Raw genomic sequence first — 16,065 nt, 5'->3', positions numbered from 1 at the left:
TAAAAGAACGCAGACAGAACAGATGACGCGGATAAACGCAAATTTATTTTATTAAATAACTTTGCCGTAATCTGCGTTCTGTCTGCCTTAATATCAATTATCTTCCGGCAGTGAGTGGATAAAAAATGAAATATGAGATGAAAGATAAATTTAAAATAATTTTGTTGGTCATCTTTTTGACCGGTTGTAAGACATACGAGAACCGGCAGGAAGACAGAAACGTGGATGAGCTGTATCTGAATACCACTCCCGGAAAGGAAATGATATTGGATGTCGATATGTGTACGGATGTGGATGATGTATGTGCGGTAAGGATTGCAACGGCACTTGATGATGATGGGACTATCGATTTAAAGGGTGTCGCATATTCAATAGTCGGAAAGAATAATCTGGAAGCATTGAGAGGTTTCCTGTTATATGAAAATAAACCGGATGTATTGATCGGAAAAAGTATGGCAAACAATCCGGATGAATCCCCTTATTGGGATTTGATGGCAGCATATAACGATGGTAATGTAAATGCGTATGAAGCTGTAAAAATGTATAGAAAGATATTGTCAGAAAGTAATACGCCTGTGGATATTGTCACTACCGGGTATACGACAAATATAGAAGCCCTGTTGAAAAGCCAACCGGATGAATATTCTGATTTGTCGGGGCTTGAGTTAGTAAAACAAAAATGCGGACAGTTGTATATCGTCGGTGGAACTTATCCCGAAGGGCGTTGTAATAATTTTTTCTTTACTAAGGAAGCCCGATTGGCTATTGATTATGTAAGTAAGACCTGGCCTTATCCGATACTATTTTTTACAAATGAAGTGGGGGGAATGCTCAGGTGCGGTGGTCAATTACAGGCTGTGGATATAGATAAGAGGGATATTGTAACTCGTTCATTGGTCGCGTTCGGGACTCAAAACGGTCGTCATGCTTGGGACCCTTTTGGAGTATGGTGTGCCGGGTATGCTTGCGGAAAAATTAACCGGTTAGGTTTCAAACGTGTAAATATAGCCATAGATACTGAAACGGGACGTAATACATTTACAGATGCCGCCGATGGAAAACATTTCGTGATATATCGGTTATGTGATGATGATAATTATTATAATATAATGATGGATCATTTACTAATAAAAAAAGCCAAACTTTAATTGTTAACACATCAAGGATTGAATTTAGTAATAACGTAACTTAATAAAAATAGTAGTATGAAAAACGTAAAAAAATGGTTGATACTAAGTATTTGTGTATTGGCCACAACTTCATTATTTGGCCAACAGGCAGTCGACTGGGCCAATTTCGAACGGTATGCAGAACAGAACAAGACTGTAAAAACACCTTCGAAAGTCGTGTTTATAGGAAATTCGATTACCGAAGGTTGGTGGTATGCTGATTCGTTGTTCTTTAAGAAGAATGAGTTTATAGCTAGAGGAATCAGCGGACAGGTCACATCTCAAATGTTGGTTCGCTTCCGCAAAGATGTGATCGACCTTAAACCTAAAGCGGTAGTAATCCTTGCCGGAGCTAACGACATTGCGGAGAATAACGGTTATATCTCTTTGGAGAATATCAAGGGAAATATTGTTTCTATGATTGAATTGGCGAAACTTCATAAGATAGATGTGATTCTGTGTTCTGTTTTACCTGCTTATGATTTTAGTTGGCATAAGGGACTGAAGCCGGCGGAAAAAATTATCGAGCTGAATAAAATGCTTAAAGCATATGCAGACCGTAATAGAATTACCTATGTAGATTATCACTCTAAAATGGCAGACGAACGGAATGGATTACCTGAAAAGTATTCCGGAGATGGGGTACATCCTAATGCGGAAGGATATAAGGTCATGGAAAATATACTTCTGCCGGTGTTAAAACGGTACTAGCGTTGATTCTTTGATCAAAAAACAGTTTTTTTAATCCATAACTACTAAAATGAAAGATGAGGGTATCCGACGGATACCCTTTTTTCTGTTTTTTGTTTTGTCATTTGATAATTCTTTTACCTTTGCACAGGTAACTGCATACGTTATGGATAAGGAATCACAACACATCTGTAATCTTAGGAAAGGAGACACTACATCTTTTGAATATCTTTATACTGTTTGGAGCGGTAAACTCTATAACTTTGTTATGCGTATTTCGAAAGGGGATAGTTATTTGGCGGAGGAAATTGTACAAGCTGTATTTATCAAGGTTTGGGAAGGGAAGGAGTCTCTTGATCCCGGAAAATCGTTTGGAGCTTACCTTTGTACAATAGCCAAAAACCAACTCGTAAATATTTATCAGCACAGAATGCTGGAACAGCTTTATCAGGAAAAAGTAATAGCCTCCGAACCAACAGAAAACACAACTGAAAAAGAAGTCGATTATCACTTACTGGAAGAATACATTGACTCATTGATAGACCAACTGCCCCCTGCCCGTAGGGAGATATTTGTACTAAGCCGCCGGAATATGCTGACTAATAAGGAAATTGCAGAAAAACTCAATCTTTCTGAAAATACGGTAGAATCACAGTTAACCAAGGCTATTTCATTCATGCGTAGCCGGATAAATCAACACTACGGTTTATCTGTTTCTTTACTCCTTTATTTATTAATTGATTAATAAAAGTTAAATACACGAGGGCGGGTAACGGATTTGTATCTGTTGCCTGTATACCTAATAGACACAATAAAATGGAAAAGACTGATTACATACAATTATTTGATAAGTTCCTGTTAAAGCAGGCTTCTGCAGAAGAAATTCAGGTTCTCATCCAATGGCTGAAAAGCGAAGGCTCTTTTCAGGACTGGGCGGAAGAGGAATGGAATATGGCTTCTTCGGAAATAGATGTTGAATTACAACGAAAGCTCTTGGGAGAGATTAAACTGAAAATTTCTGATACAAATTTTTCAACACCGATAAATCAGACGAAAAGATTTACTCTATCCCGAGCAAGATATCGTAGATGGTTTAGCCAGATTGCAGCCGTAGTATTGCTACTTATTATGACCGCGTATGGAGTTTATTCGTATACAAAGAATAAAATGACTATGTCGGATATGATTGTAGCGGTAGAAAAAGGGCAAAAAGCCAATATAACATTGCCGGATGGTTCTTTAGTTTGGATAAATTCTGATAGTAAATTAATATATGGTAGTGGTTTTAATGATCGTGAGCGGGTCCTTCTTTTAGAAGGAGAGGCCTATTTTGAGGTGTCTCCGGATAAAGACCGACCGTTTATTGTTAAGACAAATGATTTGTCTGTTAAGGCTCTTGGAACAAGTTTTGACGTGAAATCGTATACGGATGAATCTGAAATCTCTACGGTTCTGATGACTGGAAAAGTTGAAGTCTGTTCTTTTTCGGATAGGCAGATTTTATTGCCGAATGAGAGGATTGTATTTAATAGGCAGACGGGAAAGTTGAAAAAAAATACAGTATATGATGCAAAAGATTATGCTAGTTGGAAAGATAATATATTGAATTTTGAAGCGGAATCTTTTGAAAATATAGTGCGTGTTTTGGAACGATATTATAATACAAGGATTGTTTTTGAAACGGAATCTCTCAAGCAATATCGTTTTACTGGAACCCTTGGAAATACAAGTTTGGAAAGTATTTTACAGATTCTGTCTTTAACATCACCTCTTGATTATGAAGTAAAGGATAGTGTAATCATATTGCGGGAAAATATAAAAGAAAAAGCTTATTACGAAAAGGCTTTAAAGTGAGAATGTCTGAATTGTTGAACCTTAAAATGTAGAATAGATGAAAAATACATCATAGAATCACGTAAACAAAAATAGGACAGTGAAAGACACTGCCCTATCTGCAACATGTTAATAAAACTGCGCTTTCGTATCTTGCAAATATCAAGCGCAATTCATAAACAATTTTAAATCTACAAAAATATGAAAAAAGTATTTGTAGTGGCAATGCAATTGATTAAAAAACTGCAAATTAAACGTAGTGGATTGTTATTGCTGTTTTTATTTCTATCGGCATCTCTTTATTCACAGATAACAGTTAGTGTACAAAATCAGTCGATTCGGCAAATATTGAAAACAATAGAGCGGAATAGTGACTATCAGTTCTTTTATAATGATGATTTAACAAGTCTTGATGTTATAACTTCTTTGGTTGTAACAAATTCTTCTATAGAATCAGTTATGTCTAAGTTGTTGAATAATACAGATATAACATATAAAAAAGAAAAGGAGAACCTGATTGTCTTAACATTGAAAGCTAAAGCACAGGAAAAGAAAAAAGAAGAACGGGTGATCTCCGGTACGATCACTGATGAAAATGATGAACCTGTGATTGGGGCGAATGTAGTGATAGATGGTACAACACAAGGGACTATAACTGATTTTAATGGTAAATTTTCATTTGAGGTTCCAGTTAATGCTACTCTCCGGGTTACTTATATCGGATACCTGGATCAATATATTAAGATTGGAAATAAATCTGTTGTGTCGATTGTAATGAAAGAAGACTCCCAGAAACTGGATGAAGTAGTTGTCGTGGGTTATGGTACCCAGAAAAAGGTGAATCTGACAGGTTCCGTAGCCAGTGTTAATGTCGAAGAAAAGTTACAAGGACGTCCGATATCTAATATATCAAGTGGACTCTCCGGTTTGGTGGCAGGCTTAGATGTCAGACAATCTTCAGGACAACCGGGTAAAGATGATGCCAGTATCAATATTCGCGGGGTCGGTACGTTGAATAATTCGTCTCCAATGATTCTGATAGATGGAATTATTGGTAGTTTGAATGATGTAAATCCGAATGATATTGAGTCTGTTTCTGTTTTGAAAGATGCCTCTTCTGCTTCTATATATGGTTCCCGTGCAGCAAATGGGGTTATACTTATTACAACAAAAAAGGGGAATAAGGGTAGAATCAAAGTTTCTTATAGCGGTTTGTTTTCCCGTCAGGAAGCAACCAACTTATTCGATGTGGTAAGTGATTATCCGACAACGGCTAGACTGACAAATGAAGGATATAATAATATCTCCCCAGGTAGCATACCTGTTATCCCGGAAGCAACTATAGCAGAATGGGAAGCACATCGAAACGAACCGCTTTTATATCCGAATACAAACTGGTTGGAAGCAATATATAATCCTACCTGGAGAAAGGAAAACAATGTATCGATCAATGGAGGAAATGATGCTTTCCTGTTTAATGTGGGACTCGGATTTTTGAATAATGAAGGGATTCTGAAAGGAACTGGCTATGACCGCTATAATATTAAAGTGAATCTTGAATCGCAGATTAATAAATGGATTAAAGTCGGGTTGAATTCAAATATTCAATATAATGTATTGCGTGAAGCTTATGAGAGTGGCTATATTATGGCTTGTTTGGCAAATTCATCTCCTAGTGCTCTGCCTGTTCATCCGGACGGACGATTTGGTGCCACAATGGCCCAGGGAGAAGATAATCAGGGTAACAACATGTTAGCTTTTAATGATGGTCGTTCTATAAAGACAAATGGAAATAAGTATATGGGGAAAATTTACATTGTGTATGAACCGATCAAAAATCTGGTTTTCGAAGGTAATTATGCATTGAATAATAATGCTTCTTTTACTAAAACACAGCTACACTATACCCCCATGTGGAATTTTCAGACAGAATCTATCATCAGAAGTCCATTCCCTGAAAACATACTTAATCAGATAACCAATAGAGATCTCTGGCAATCATTTTATGCTTCAGTCAAGTATGATTTTTCACTTTGGGATAAGCATAATGTAAAAGTTCTAACCGGATTTAACACGGAGAAGTTTCGTCAGGATTATTCTTTGATAGGAAGAGGAGGCATGCCTGATTTTGATGAATTCCAGATCAATCTTTCTACATCTTCTCCATGGGGAAGTGGTTGGGCAGAAGAATGGTCTTTGGTTTCCTGGTTTGCCCGTTTGAATTATGATTATATGGGTAAATATTTGTTGGAAGTAAATGTACGAAGTGATGGTTCATCCCGTTTTTCGGAAGATTATAGGTGGGGTACATTCCCTTCATTCTCTTTGGGTTGGAGAGCCTCAGAAGAAAAATTTCTGAAAGATAACGCTCGTTTTATCGATAATCTTAAGTTTCGTGTTTCTTATGGAACCCTGGGCAATAATAATATAGGAAATAACTATACGTTCGCGAATGTGTATGGAATGGGAAATGGAGAGTCTTATGTATTCGGACAGAATGTTTCACAGGGTGCTGCACCCTCCGGTGTCCCTAATAAATCTATCACATGGGAAAAAACAAAAATCACGAATTTCGGTATTGATTTTGGTTTCCTGAAAGATTTTGATGTCACCTTTGATGTGTTTAAACGAAACACTGAAGGAATCTTGATCACAGCCCCTCTTCCTGGTGTTTTAGGTGGATTAAGTGCTCCGTATCAGAATTTGGCAAATGTGAAGAATAAAGGGTGGGAGTTATCTCTTAATTATCATAAGAATATCAACCCAAAGGTTTCTGTTGGAGCAAATTTCAATATTTCTCATGTCTCAAATATCGTTACTAAGTATAGAGGAGGAGAACCTATTATTGGCGATAATACTATTATTGGTGACGGATATGAATATGGCGCTTATTATGGGTTTATTTGTGACGGTATATTTCGTACTCAGGAAGATATTGATAATCATGCAAAACAGAAATATGGCAATGAATTGGGAGATTTGATTTATCGTGATTTGGATAATAATGGAACTGTTGATGATAATGACCGTACAGTGATTGGAAAATCTACCCCTGATTATGTATTGGGACTGAATTTAACTGCTTCTTATCGGAATTTTGATTTCTCTGCCTTATTCCAGTCGTTATTAGGATATCAAGTATGGGGACAGGATAACTGGGATAATCCCAATGTGGGAAGAGGTCGTTCATATCGTACGAAGTGGCTGGGACGGTGGACTCCGGAAAATATAAATGCAGAGCTACCCCGTTTGACAGCCGATTATCAGGGAAATACAATTGCTTCTGATTTTTGGCTACAAAATGCAAATTATGTACGATTGAAAAATGTACAAATTGGCTATACTTTCCCGAAATATACTTTATTTCAGCGGTGGGGAGTCGAACATCTGCGTCTGTTTGTCAGTGGTGAGAATTTGTTGACTTTTACAAAATATGACGGATTGGATCCTGAAACGGCATCGACAAGTGCCCAGCGCTATGATACTGAAATTCGTATGGCTAATAACCATCCTAATGTTAGACAGTTTACTTTCGGATTGAATCTGACGTTTTAATTAATATGCTTAATAGAGATAGTTATGAAAAAGATATTATTGTTTTTATCATTATTTGCCGGGTTGTTTTTTTCCTGTGATGATTATTTGACTAAATATCCCTTGAATTATGTAGACGAGTCGAATTTTTGGAAAACTAAAGAGCATGCCGTTCAAGGTGTAACAGCTGTCTATGCATCTTTACAATCTGTATATGGTAATTATGTACTGAACGATATGTATAGTCCGATTGCAGATGAAACTTCCAACGGAGATGTGAATTTGGGACTTCATACTGCACGAAATAGTTCATTTAAAGATAAATGGGAAATTCTTTATCGGGGTATTAACCGGGCAAATGTGGCCATGGAAAAGATAGTGGATATCGATATGGATCAGACTTTGAAAGAACGTTTGATTGGAGAATGTAAATTCCTTCGTGCATTGTACTATTTTAATCTGATAGATTTTTGGGGCGATGTTCCATTATATCTGGAAGAAATTACTGTACAGAATGCAAATAAAGGGCGTACACCTGTAGAAGAAATTAGAAGTGCTATTATAAAAGATCTTGATGATGCGATTAAGGTTTTAGATATTAAATATGAGACATCAGAAACCGGACGCGCTACTAAAGGGGCTGCAATTGCACTAAAAGGTAAAGTCTATTTGTATGCAGGGGATTATCAGAAAGCTGTTGAAATGTTTGAAGAGTTAGTTAACAACTCTGATACTTATCAGTATGGTATATTGGATAATTATGCAGATGTTTTTGATTATCATAATAAGAATAACAAGGAGGTTGTATTTGATGTGCAATATTTGGGACCAAAGACTGGTGAAGGAGGTTCTTTAGATTATTGGTTGGGAAATTTATCCTGTAATGGGACAGGTAGTACCAATACTTCTTGTCCTACCGTAGAACTTCTGGACTCATATCTTTGTACAAATGGGTTACCTATAACCGATTCCGCTTCGGGTTATGATCCTGCAAATCGCTATGCAAATCGTGACAAACGTATGGATATAACAGTAATGCGTCCGGGTACCAAATTTAAGGGACTAGACTATGTTTTTCCGTTACAGGCAGGCGATTATGTAAAAGGTAGAACGCGTACAGGTTTAATGTGGAGAAAATATGTAGTCGAAGATGACGGTTCGGCCTGGGGAGATGATAATCAAAATTATATTGTTATCAGATATGCAGACGTTTTATTAATGTATGCAGAAGCAAAAAATGAATTATTAGGTACTCCGGATGTCAGTATTTATAATGCATTGAATTGTCTCAGGGAAAGAGCAGGAGTCAAAGCGATAGATATTTCATCTAAATCGAAAGATGAAATGCGGCAATTAATCAGAAATGAGAGAATGATAGAATTGGCAGGAGAGGGTATTTATTATTCGGATATTCGTAGATGGAAGGTTGCAGCTTCAATGCTAAATGGACGTTCATTTAAAAATTTATTGGGCGAAGTCTATACGACTCGAGTGTTTGATGAGAAAAAACACTATTTGTGGCCTATTCCTCAGACGGAAATGGAAATGAATAAAGCTTTGATACAGAATCCAGGTTTTTGATGTTTGAAATAGATTTTTGAATGGTATGAAAAAAACAACTTTGAGTTTATTTGTACTGGTAATATGTTTGTGCGTTTTTGTACAATGTAATAACATACCGAAGGAATGTTTTATATTGGAATGTAACGAACAGGGCGCTATTACAAATTTTGTAGAAAATACCTCAAAGATGAAGTGGAAACCCTCTTCTTTTCCTTTATTTGATATTGGAAAAGGAGAGGGGATATCCCCTTCTTTATCGGTTGAGAGTGTAGATAACGGTTGCTATCGTTTGTTATTGGTGCTCACGAATAATGGAAATGATTCTGTTTGGGTTGAACCTCGATTTCCGGTGTTAAAGGATTGGGAAATTACGGAAGTCGAATCTGATGAAATCTACCAGCTCTTTCCCCGTCAGGGAGAGATGGCTAATAACACGGATAGTATTTCTTATGCTGAAGTTTATAGTGGTAATTTCCCTTTCCAATTTATAGATGTTTATCGGATTGGGCATGGAGGTATTATGTTACAGACATTGGATGATTCTAATTATCCGAAGAAATATTATCTGGATAGAAACAAAAATATTTTAAGTATGGGAGTGATATACCGGGCCAAAATGTTGGCTCCCGGTGAGTCATGGTCTCTACCTTCTGCTGAATTGAGTGTCCATCAGGGTGATTGGCATGCTGCTTTTACCCAATACAGGAATTGGTTAAAAAATACGTTGCGACCCATAACAGCACGCAAAGATTGGTTTCGTGATGTATATAATTTCAGACAAACATTTTTGTATGATAATAGTGGAGAGACAGGCGCTCATGATCTGAAAACCGGCAAAGTCGATTTAATAGCCAAAGTGAATGAGTCGGTCAATGCTTTTGGAGGTGTGGATTACCTACATTTATTTGATTGGGGACAAACGCCGGATCAAGGGCGTTGTGGTGATTATTTTCCCTGGCATTATTTGAATAAGAAAGAATTACAGTCACAGGTGAAGAAAGTGAAAGCTTCTGGAATACCAGTTGGACTTTATCATGAAGGATATTTGTTATCTCCTACTTCTAAAGTTTGTAAGGAGCATGGTACAGACTGGCAGATGTTGGATGCGAAATCGAATCGATATGCGCGTTTTGGTGACGGATATTATTATCCTTGTCCATTGGTGGAAGAATGGCGCGAATATATAGCAAATACTGTAAAAAGATCTTCTGAAGAAGTGGGAGCAGACGGGGTTTACATCGACCAGTTCGGTTTTGGATGGCAATATGGCTGTTATAATCCTTCTCATGGTCATGATGTACATCATACTTCCGTGAATAGTGAAATGCAAGTGTTCGCAGAAGCGGGTCTGATGAATCATATTAAAAGAAAGATATCTGCTAATATTGTTACATATACAGAAGAGTGTCCGACAGATATTTCAACCCAATATCAGGATGGTAGTTTTAGTTATGCGATTTGTACCGGAAGAGATTCTGTGAGACATAATCCGGCTGTAGTCAATTTAAACAGGTTTGCATTTCCTGATTATAAATTGTTTGAAATTTTACATATTGATGATCCTATAGGGCATGATACGATAGGTATAAAACATGTTTTTTTTAACGGGGAAGGTCTTTGGCTTTCCGGTCCGTTGAGTAATCCTAAGTGGTTTCCGGAAGACGTGAGGGCAACAATTAGGAAATGTTACTCGATACTTAGCACTCACAAAGAAGCTTTTCGCTCAATGGAACCGGAACCTTTAATTGAAACCAGACAACCATTCATTTATGCCAATTATTTCCCTTCTGAAAAGGAATGTGTGTGGACGTTGTTTAATGCATCAAACAGTATTTACGAAGGTGATGTTTTAGAAATAGAAGCTATGGAGGGTACCCGATTTTATGACGCATGGAATGACCGAATCATAGAACCTAAATTCAAAAATGGAAAGGCGATGATTCAAATGAAATTACTCCCGAAAGATGTAGGTTGTGTTATCCAAATATTATAATTAAATCAAATAATCCCCTTGTATTTCCTAAGACAAGGCAATATAAGGGGATTCATTCAGTTAGTCAAACTCCGTATATAATATCTCTTCGGCATGTTCAACTTGCGATACATGCCCTGTTTTACTTTGGGGATCCAACAAAGTCCAATGCTTGACCACATAAAGTGACACATTTTCTCCGATCAGTTTCTTCAGGCAATCTTCGGTCAGACCTTTTTCTAAACCCCTGTTGATGTATAAATGCCTATCTACGTCTTCCAGACGTAAATAAATGTCTTTCGTTTTAGGGTCACTCTTGACTTTTGCCAGTTTTCCTTGCAGTAAAGAACATTCATCCATTTGAGGGTTACTAATGGGTCTAAAAGTTAACGCACATAAAATAAGAAACAGGCCTGGCAGAGAGAATAATAAAATCATGGTTTTCTTTTTCATACGGTGAGCTTTTAAAGTGTTACTATGATTAATAACGGGCTACAATGTCTTTTCGTATGTTTTTATCTTTATCTTTGCCATAATAACTAATAAACTTATATGGAACGCTTTGCCGCAATAGATTTTGAGACCGCCAATGGGAAACGCAGTAGTGTATGCAGTGTCGGGATTGTCATTATAGAAGATAATCATGTGATCGACCAGGTGTACAGTCTGATCCGCCCGTATCCTAACTATTATACCCAGTGGACTACCGCTGTTCACGGACTGACACCGGAAGATACGAATGAGGCACCTGACTTTGAAGAAGTCTGGGCGAAAATTGCACCGAAGGTTGCCGATTTGCCACTGGTAGCCCACAACAGCCCTTTCGATGAAGGATGCCTGAAAGCTGCACATATGGCTTACGAACTGGCCTATCCCAAATATCAGTTCTATTGTACCTGCCGACTGTCACGAAAAATGTATCCTTTTCTAGTGAACCATCAGCTACATACTGTGGCTGCCTATTGCGGATATGACCTGAGGAATCACCATCATGCAATGGCGGATGCCTATGCCTGTGCACATATCGCTATTACAATGATGCGGGAAAAAGGTGTAAATACTTTACAGGAATTATTATAAAGGTTTTTCGGATACACCTAGGTCTAATTCGATTTAGAGGTAGGTGTAAATGAATTTAGAGGTACGTCTAAATCAAAATAGACGTACCTCTTTTTTATTTTTCATTGGGAAGACTTTCAATGAATAATGTGATGTCTCCTGAAAAACTATTCGGTTATGTCGGGCGAAGTCTGTTGTTTTCCGGCAATCTTATCTACTACAATCGCAATGGCACCGTCTCCGGTTACATTGCAGGCTGTTCCGAAACTATCCATTGCAATGTAAAGTGCGATCATCAGCGCCTGCAATGTCTCATTGAAACCGAGCATACTTTGCAGCAATCCCAATGCCGCCATGATCGCTCCTCCCGGAACTCCCGGTGCGGCTACCATCGTTATACCCAGCATCATGATGAATCCTGCCATTCCGGCAAAGGTGACCGGTTCTCCGGCCATGTACATGATCGCCATGGCGCAGGCCGTGATCTTCATCGTACTTCCGGAAAGATGGATGGTCGCGCAGAGAGGCACTACAAAAATAGCGATTGTCTCGCGGACACCGTTCTTTACCGTCTGGGCAAGTGTCACGGGAATAGTGGCGGCTGACGATTGAGTCCCTAATGCGGTGGCATAAGCCGGCAGCATATTCTTTAACAGCCGGAACGGATTCCTGCCGCTGATGCTTCCGGCTACCGTAAACTGGATGAGCAAAAGCAACACGTGGAGCACGAATATCACAATGATCACTTTCAGGAACATCGTTATGATACTCATTACCTGGCCGCTGACTGTCATATTCAGGAAAATACCGAAAATATGCAGGGGAAGCAACGGGATGATTACCGCTTCGATCAATATGGTGATAATTTTCTGGAAGTCATTAAATGCCTCCCGCAGTGTATTACCACTGATATAGGATAGTCCCAGACCGATTGTGAATGATAGGAGCAGGGCTGTCATTACATCCATCAGAGGCGGCATGGCTACCGTAAAGTAGGGCGTCAGCATGAAATCTTCCGGATTATCCATGGCTGTCAGTTCCGTATTGGCCGGCAGGATATGAGGAAAGATCGCCGAGCTACTGAAAAAGGTAAAGAAGCCTGAAAATATAGTCGAGCCGTAAGCTATCAAAGCCGTAATGGCCAGTAGTTTTCCGGCACCTTTCCCTAAATCGCCGATAGCAGGCGTTACCAGCCCCAGGATGATAAGGGGGATGGAGAACGACAGGAAGTTGCCGAACAACGAATTGAAGGTCACAAAGATACGTGCGATACCATTCGGTAGAAACTGGCCGAATAATACACCGGCAGCAATGGCAATGACTACTTTAGTCAGTAGCGATACTTTCAGCTTTTTCATTTATTCGTTTGATTTTAAACCCGATGGCAGCAACAGTGATGCTCATTAGCGGGCTGATTAGATTAAAGAAACAATAAGGTAAATATGTGAATGTGGCGACACCCAGGATGGTTGCCTGTGTCATACCACAAGTATTCCAGGGGATAAGAACAGAGGTGACAGTCACCGCATCTTCCGTCGTGCGGCTTAACAAACAGCTCTCATATCCTTTTTTCTGGTAAATATCCTTGAACATGTTACCGGTCAGGATGATGGAGATATATTGGTCGGCAGTGCAGATATTAAGGAACAGGCCGGAGGCAACCGTTGAAGCAACCAGTCCGACAGTCCGTTTCATAAAACGGATAAATACGGAAGTAATGCTTCCCAACATTCCGCTGGCCGTCATGGCACCACCAAAACACATAGCGCAGATAATCAGCCAGATCGTATTCATCATACCGCTCATACCCCGTGTGGAAACCAGGTCATTCAAATCCGGATTCCCCGTCTGGACCTGGGTACTGCCATAGAAAGTCATGATCAACCCTTTGAACTGCGATTGCATATCCTGAACCGGCAGGCCGGATATTTCCTGTAACAGGTGGGGTTGGAAAAATAAGGCGAATATGCCGGCCAATGTAGCAGAAATGAACAGGGTGATGATGGACGGTATACGTTTAGCGATCAGAATCCCTGTTATGACGGGTACGATCAACAGCCATAAAGAAATATGGAAGGTCTCTCTCAGCGAGGCAGAATACATGGCGATCTGGTCGGTCGCAGTCGCTTCATGTGCGAAACCGGCTATGGTAAAGATTGTCAGTGTAATGATCATGGACGGCACTGTCGTGATCATCATATATTTGATATGCTTGAACAAAGGGGTATCCGTTACTGAAGAGGCGAGGACCGTCGTATCCGAGAGCGGAGATATCTTGTCCCCGAAATAGGCACCGGAGATAATCGCCCCTGCAATCCATCCGTCTTCAAATCCCTGTGCCTGCCCGATTCCCAGCAGGGCGATCCCGATGGTTGCGATTGTTGTCCAGGAACTGCCGGTCATAACGGATACGATCGCACAAATGATACAGGTTGATGCCAGAAAGAAACTGGGATGAATGATCTGCATCCCGTAGTAGATCAGTGTCGGGACGACTCCGCTAATCATCCAGCTGCCGGATAAAGCACCGATGATCAACAGAATGATCAGCGCGGTAGCCACACCGGAGATATTATTGACCATTGCCAGTTCGATCGCTTTCCAGCGCACTTTGCTGTATCCCATAGCAATTAGGCAGCAAACAGCCGTTGCCGTAAGTAATACTACCTGACTTCCTCCGCTTAGTGCATCACTGCCAAAAGTATGAATTGTAACAAATAAAAGGGTTACCAATACAAGTATGGGAACCAGTGAAAGTAAGGGAGAGGGTATCCTTTTGGGAGTATGATCCATTATTATATATATGCTTATGAATTATTTGCCTGCAAAAATACGGAAAATAATGTATATATTGATATCCTGGATTTCATTATCCCAATGACAGATCATCCAAATAAATAAAATTGACAAAATCCCGAATGCAGTTAAACATTTTTTCGTTTAAAACGAGCTTTATCCCCGTTTAAAACGAATTAAATCTTGTTTTAAATGGATCTTGCCTTCGTTTTATACAAGTTTTTGCGGGATATTCGTTTTTCTTATAAAAAAAGTAGTGCTTCATATACCCTCCTTCCTTTTTTCTGCGCCTTTATTAAATGAGTGAGGAACTCATATACTTTTAATTGGAATAAATGGATCAAATAGACAATTACATACAATCATTCCTGAATGGCACTTTAGATGCTGAAGGTCATGCCGCTTTACGGCAATGGATCGAAGAGGCTCCAGAGAACAGAACTTATTTCCATGATACGGTTGCTGTCTGGAAAGCAGGCGGTATTGTATCTAATGCGGATGATTTTAATGTAGAAAAAGCTATCAGCAAATTTATAAAGGAAAATAAATCATCCAACCGGATAAACTTCTATAAGTATGCATTCAGAGTTTCTGCTGTGGCGATTGTCTTTTTGCTCTGTGGTATTTCTTCTCTATTCTTTTTATGGCAATCGGAGAAAACGGCAGTGGAAGCGGTTGAGGAATACAAAGAATATGTAGTAGAGGTTCCTGCTGGGGCAAAATCTAAAGTTACATTCCCGGATGGCTCTGTTGTTTGGTTAAATGCCGGAAGTAAAGTTAAATATGATTCGAATTTTGCGAAGGAATCAAGAAATGTGGCATTATCGGGGGAAGGATATTTTGAAGTAAGTAAGAATGAAGAATTACCCTTTGTGGTGAATACCGGCAATTTATCAGTTAAAGTACTCGGTACAAAGTTCAATCTGAAATCCTATGAAGAAGACTCTGAGGTGAAAGTAACCCTCAAAGAAGGAGCGGTAAGGGTCGGAGATTTTCTGGCCGATGCCGCCCCGGTCGTGCTGAAACCGAACCAGCGGTTCACATTAAGGAAGGCAGATCTGGCAATGCAAGTCGATTTGGTGGATGCCAGCCATATAGAGAACTGGCGGAATGGAGCGATGATATTTGACAAAGTGTCGTTGGAAGAAATAGCTAAAGAACTGCAACGCCTGTATGATATACCTGTCCGGATAGAGAAAGAATCTTTGAAGAGGATAGTTTACTATTCGGATTTTCAAGAGAACGTAACCGTCGAAAAAGTTTTGGAAATATTATCCTCCGGAAATAAATTCAGATATGAGGTAAAGCCGGAACTTATTAGAATTTATAAATAACATTAAGTCTAATCTTTAAAATGAATGTGAATGAAGTAAAAGCAAATCTAACAAAAGGGGTAATAACCGTAAATACCCCATTTCTTAAGTAATTAAAAAGTTAAATCTTAAACAA

General features: G+C 39.0%; 12 protein-coding genes. 9 read left to right on the top strand and 3 right to left on the bottom strand.

Features of this window, described 5'->3' with window-relative positions; all coding sequences use genetic code 11:
* The first annotated feature begins 137 nt into the window (after positions 1 to 137).
* The 7 genes from DWW91_RS23230 to DWW91_RS23200 all read left to right on the top strand — a co-directional run bounded on the left by DWW91_RS23230 (position 138) and on the right by DWW91_RS23200 (position 10,782).
* Positions 138 to 1,148: a hypothetical protein gene (locus tag DWW91_RS23230; protein WP_010801427.1), complete on the top strand. Its 1,011-nt coding sequence runs from the start codon at positions 138 to 140 to the stop codon at positions 1,146 to 1,148.
* A gap of 57 nt (positions 1,149 to 1,205) precedes the next feature.
* Entirely contained in the window at positions 1,206 to 1,880 is a 675-nt protein-coding gene (locus tag DWW91_RS23225) for an SGNH/GDSL hydrolase family protein (protein WP_122329052.1), read from the top strand.
* Positions 1,881 to 2,025: 145 nt separating this feature from the next.
* Positions 2,026 to 2,604 (top strand): RNA polymerase sigma-70 factor, encoded by a 579-nt coding sequence (locus tag DWW91_RS23220; RefSeq protein WP_046146445.1) that lies wholly within the window; start codon positions 2,026 to 2,028, stop codon positions 2,602 to 2,604.
* Between the two features lie 71 nt (positions 2,605 to 2,675).
* On the top strand, positions 2,676 to 3,713 hold the full coding sequence (locus DWW91_RS23215) for a FecR family protein (protein WP_122329051.1): 1,038 nt from the start codon (positions 2,676 to 2,678) through the stop codon (positions 3,711 to 3,713).
* Positions 3,714 to 3,893: 180 nt separating this feature from the next.
* On the top strand, positions 3,894 to 7,247 hold the full coding sequence (locus DWW91_RS23210; RefSeq protein ID WP_122329050.1) for a SusC/RagA family TonB-linked outer membrane protein: 3,354 nt from the start codon (positions 3,894 to 3,896) through the stop codon (positions 7,245 to 7,247).
* 24 nt (positions 7,248 to 7,271) lie between these two features.
* Positions 7,272 to 8,807, top strand: a complete 1,536-nt coding sequence (locus DWW91_RS23205) for a RagB/SusD family nutrient uptake outer membrane protein (protein WP_122329049.1) — start codon at positions 7,272 to 7,274, stop codon at positions 8,805 to 8,807.
* A gap of 25 nt (positions 8,808 to 8,832) precedes the next feature.
* Positions 8,833 to 10,782, top strand: a complete 1,950-nt coding sequence (locus tag DWW91_RS23200; RefSeq protein ID WP_122329048.1) for a DUF6259 domain-containing protein — start codon at positions 8,833 to 8,835, stop codon at positions 10,780 to 10,782.
* A gap of 60 nt (positions 10,783 to 10,842) precedes the next feature.
* Here DWW91_RS23200 and DWW91_RS23195 read toward each other — a convergent pair whose 3' ends face one another.
* Entirely contained in the window at positions 10,843 to 11,214 is a 372-nt protein-coding gene (locus tag DWW91_RS23195) for a hypothetical protein (protein ID WP_122329047.1), read from the bottom strand.
* Positions 11,215 to 11,313: 99 nt separating this feature from the next.
* Between DWW91_RS23195 and DWW91_RS23190 the strand changes: the two genes are divergently transcribed.
* Positions 11,314 to 11,841, top strand: coding sequence for a 3'-5' exonuclease (locus DWW91_RS23190; RefSeq protein ID WP_007655844.1), 528 nt, complete (start codon positions 11,314 to 11,316; stop codon positions 11,839 to 11,841).
* A gap of 146 nt (positions 11,842 to 11,987) precedes the next feature.
* Here DWW91_RS23190 and DWW91_RS23185 read toward each other — a convergent pair whose 3' ends face one another.
* Both DWW91_RS23185 and nhaC read right to left on the bottom strand, forming a co-directional pair.
* Positions 11,988 to 13,178: a dicarboxylate/amino acid:cation symporter gene (locus DWW91_RS23185; RefSeq protein ID WP_007655843.1), complete on the bottom strand. Its 1,191-nt coding sequence runs from the start codon at positions 13,176 to 13,178 to the stop codon at positions 11,988 to 11,990.
* Positions 13,147 to 14,613, bottom strand: coding sequence for a Na+/H+ antiporter NhaC (gene nhaC, locus DWW91_RS23180; RefSeq protein ID WP_122329046.1), 1,467 nt, complete (start codon positions 14,611 to 14,613; stop codon positions 13,147 to 13,149). The genes DWW91_RS23185 and nhaC overlap by 32 nt, the downstream gene beginning before the upstream one ends.
* Before the next feature lie 338 nt (positions 14,614 to 14,951).
* Here nhaC and DWW91_RS23175 point away from each other — a divergent pair, with 338 nt between their 5' ends.
* Positions 14,952 to 15,950, top strand: a complete 999-nt coding sequence (locus DWW91_RS23175; protein WP_122329045.1) for a FecR family protein — start codon at positions 14,952 to 14,954, stop codon at positions 15,948 to 15,950.
* Positions 15,951 to 16,065: the final 115 nt, after the last annotated feature.

Source organism: Parabacteroides sp. AF17-3, assembly GCF_003635445.1.
GTDB lineage: Bacteria > Bacteroidota > Bacteroidia > Bacteroidales > Tannerellaceae > Parabacteroides > Parabacteroides goldsteinii.
Note: the sequence above shows the minus strand (reverse complement) of the source record. Positions and strands in the feature narration are given on the sequence as shown.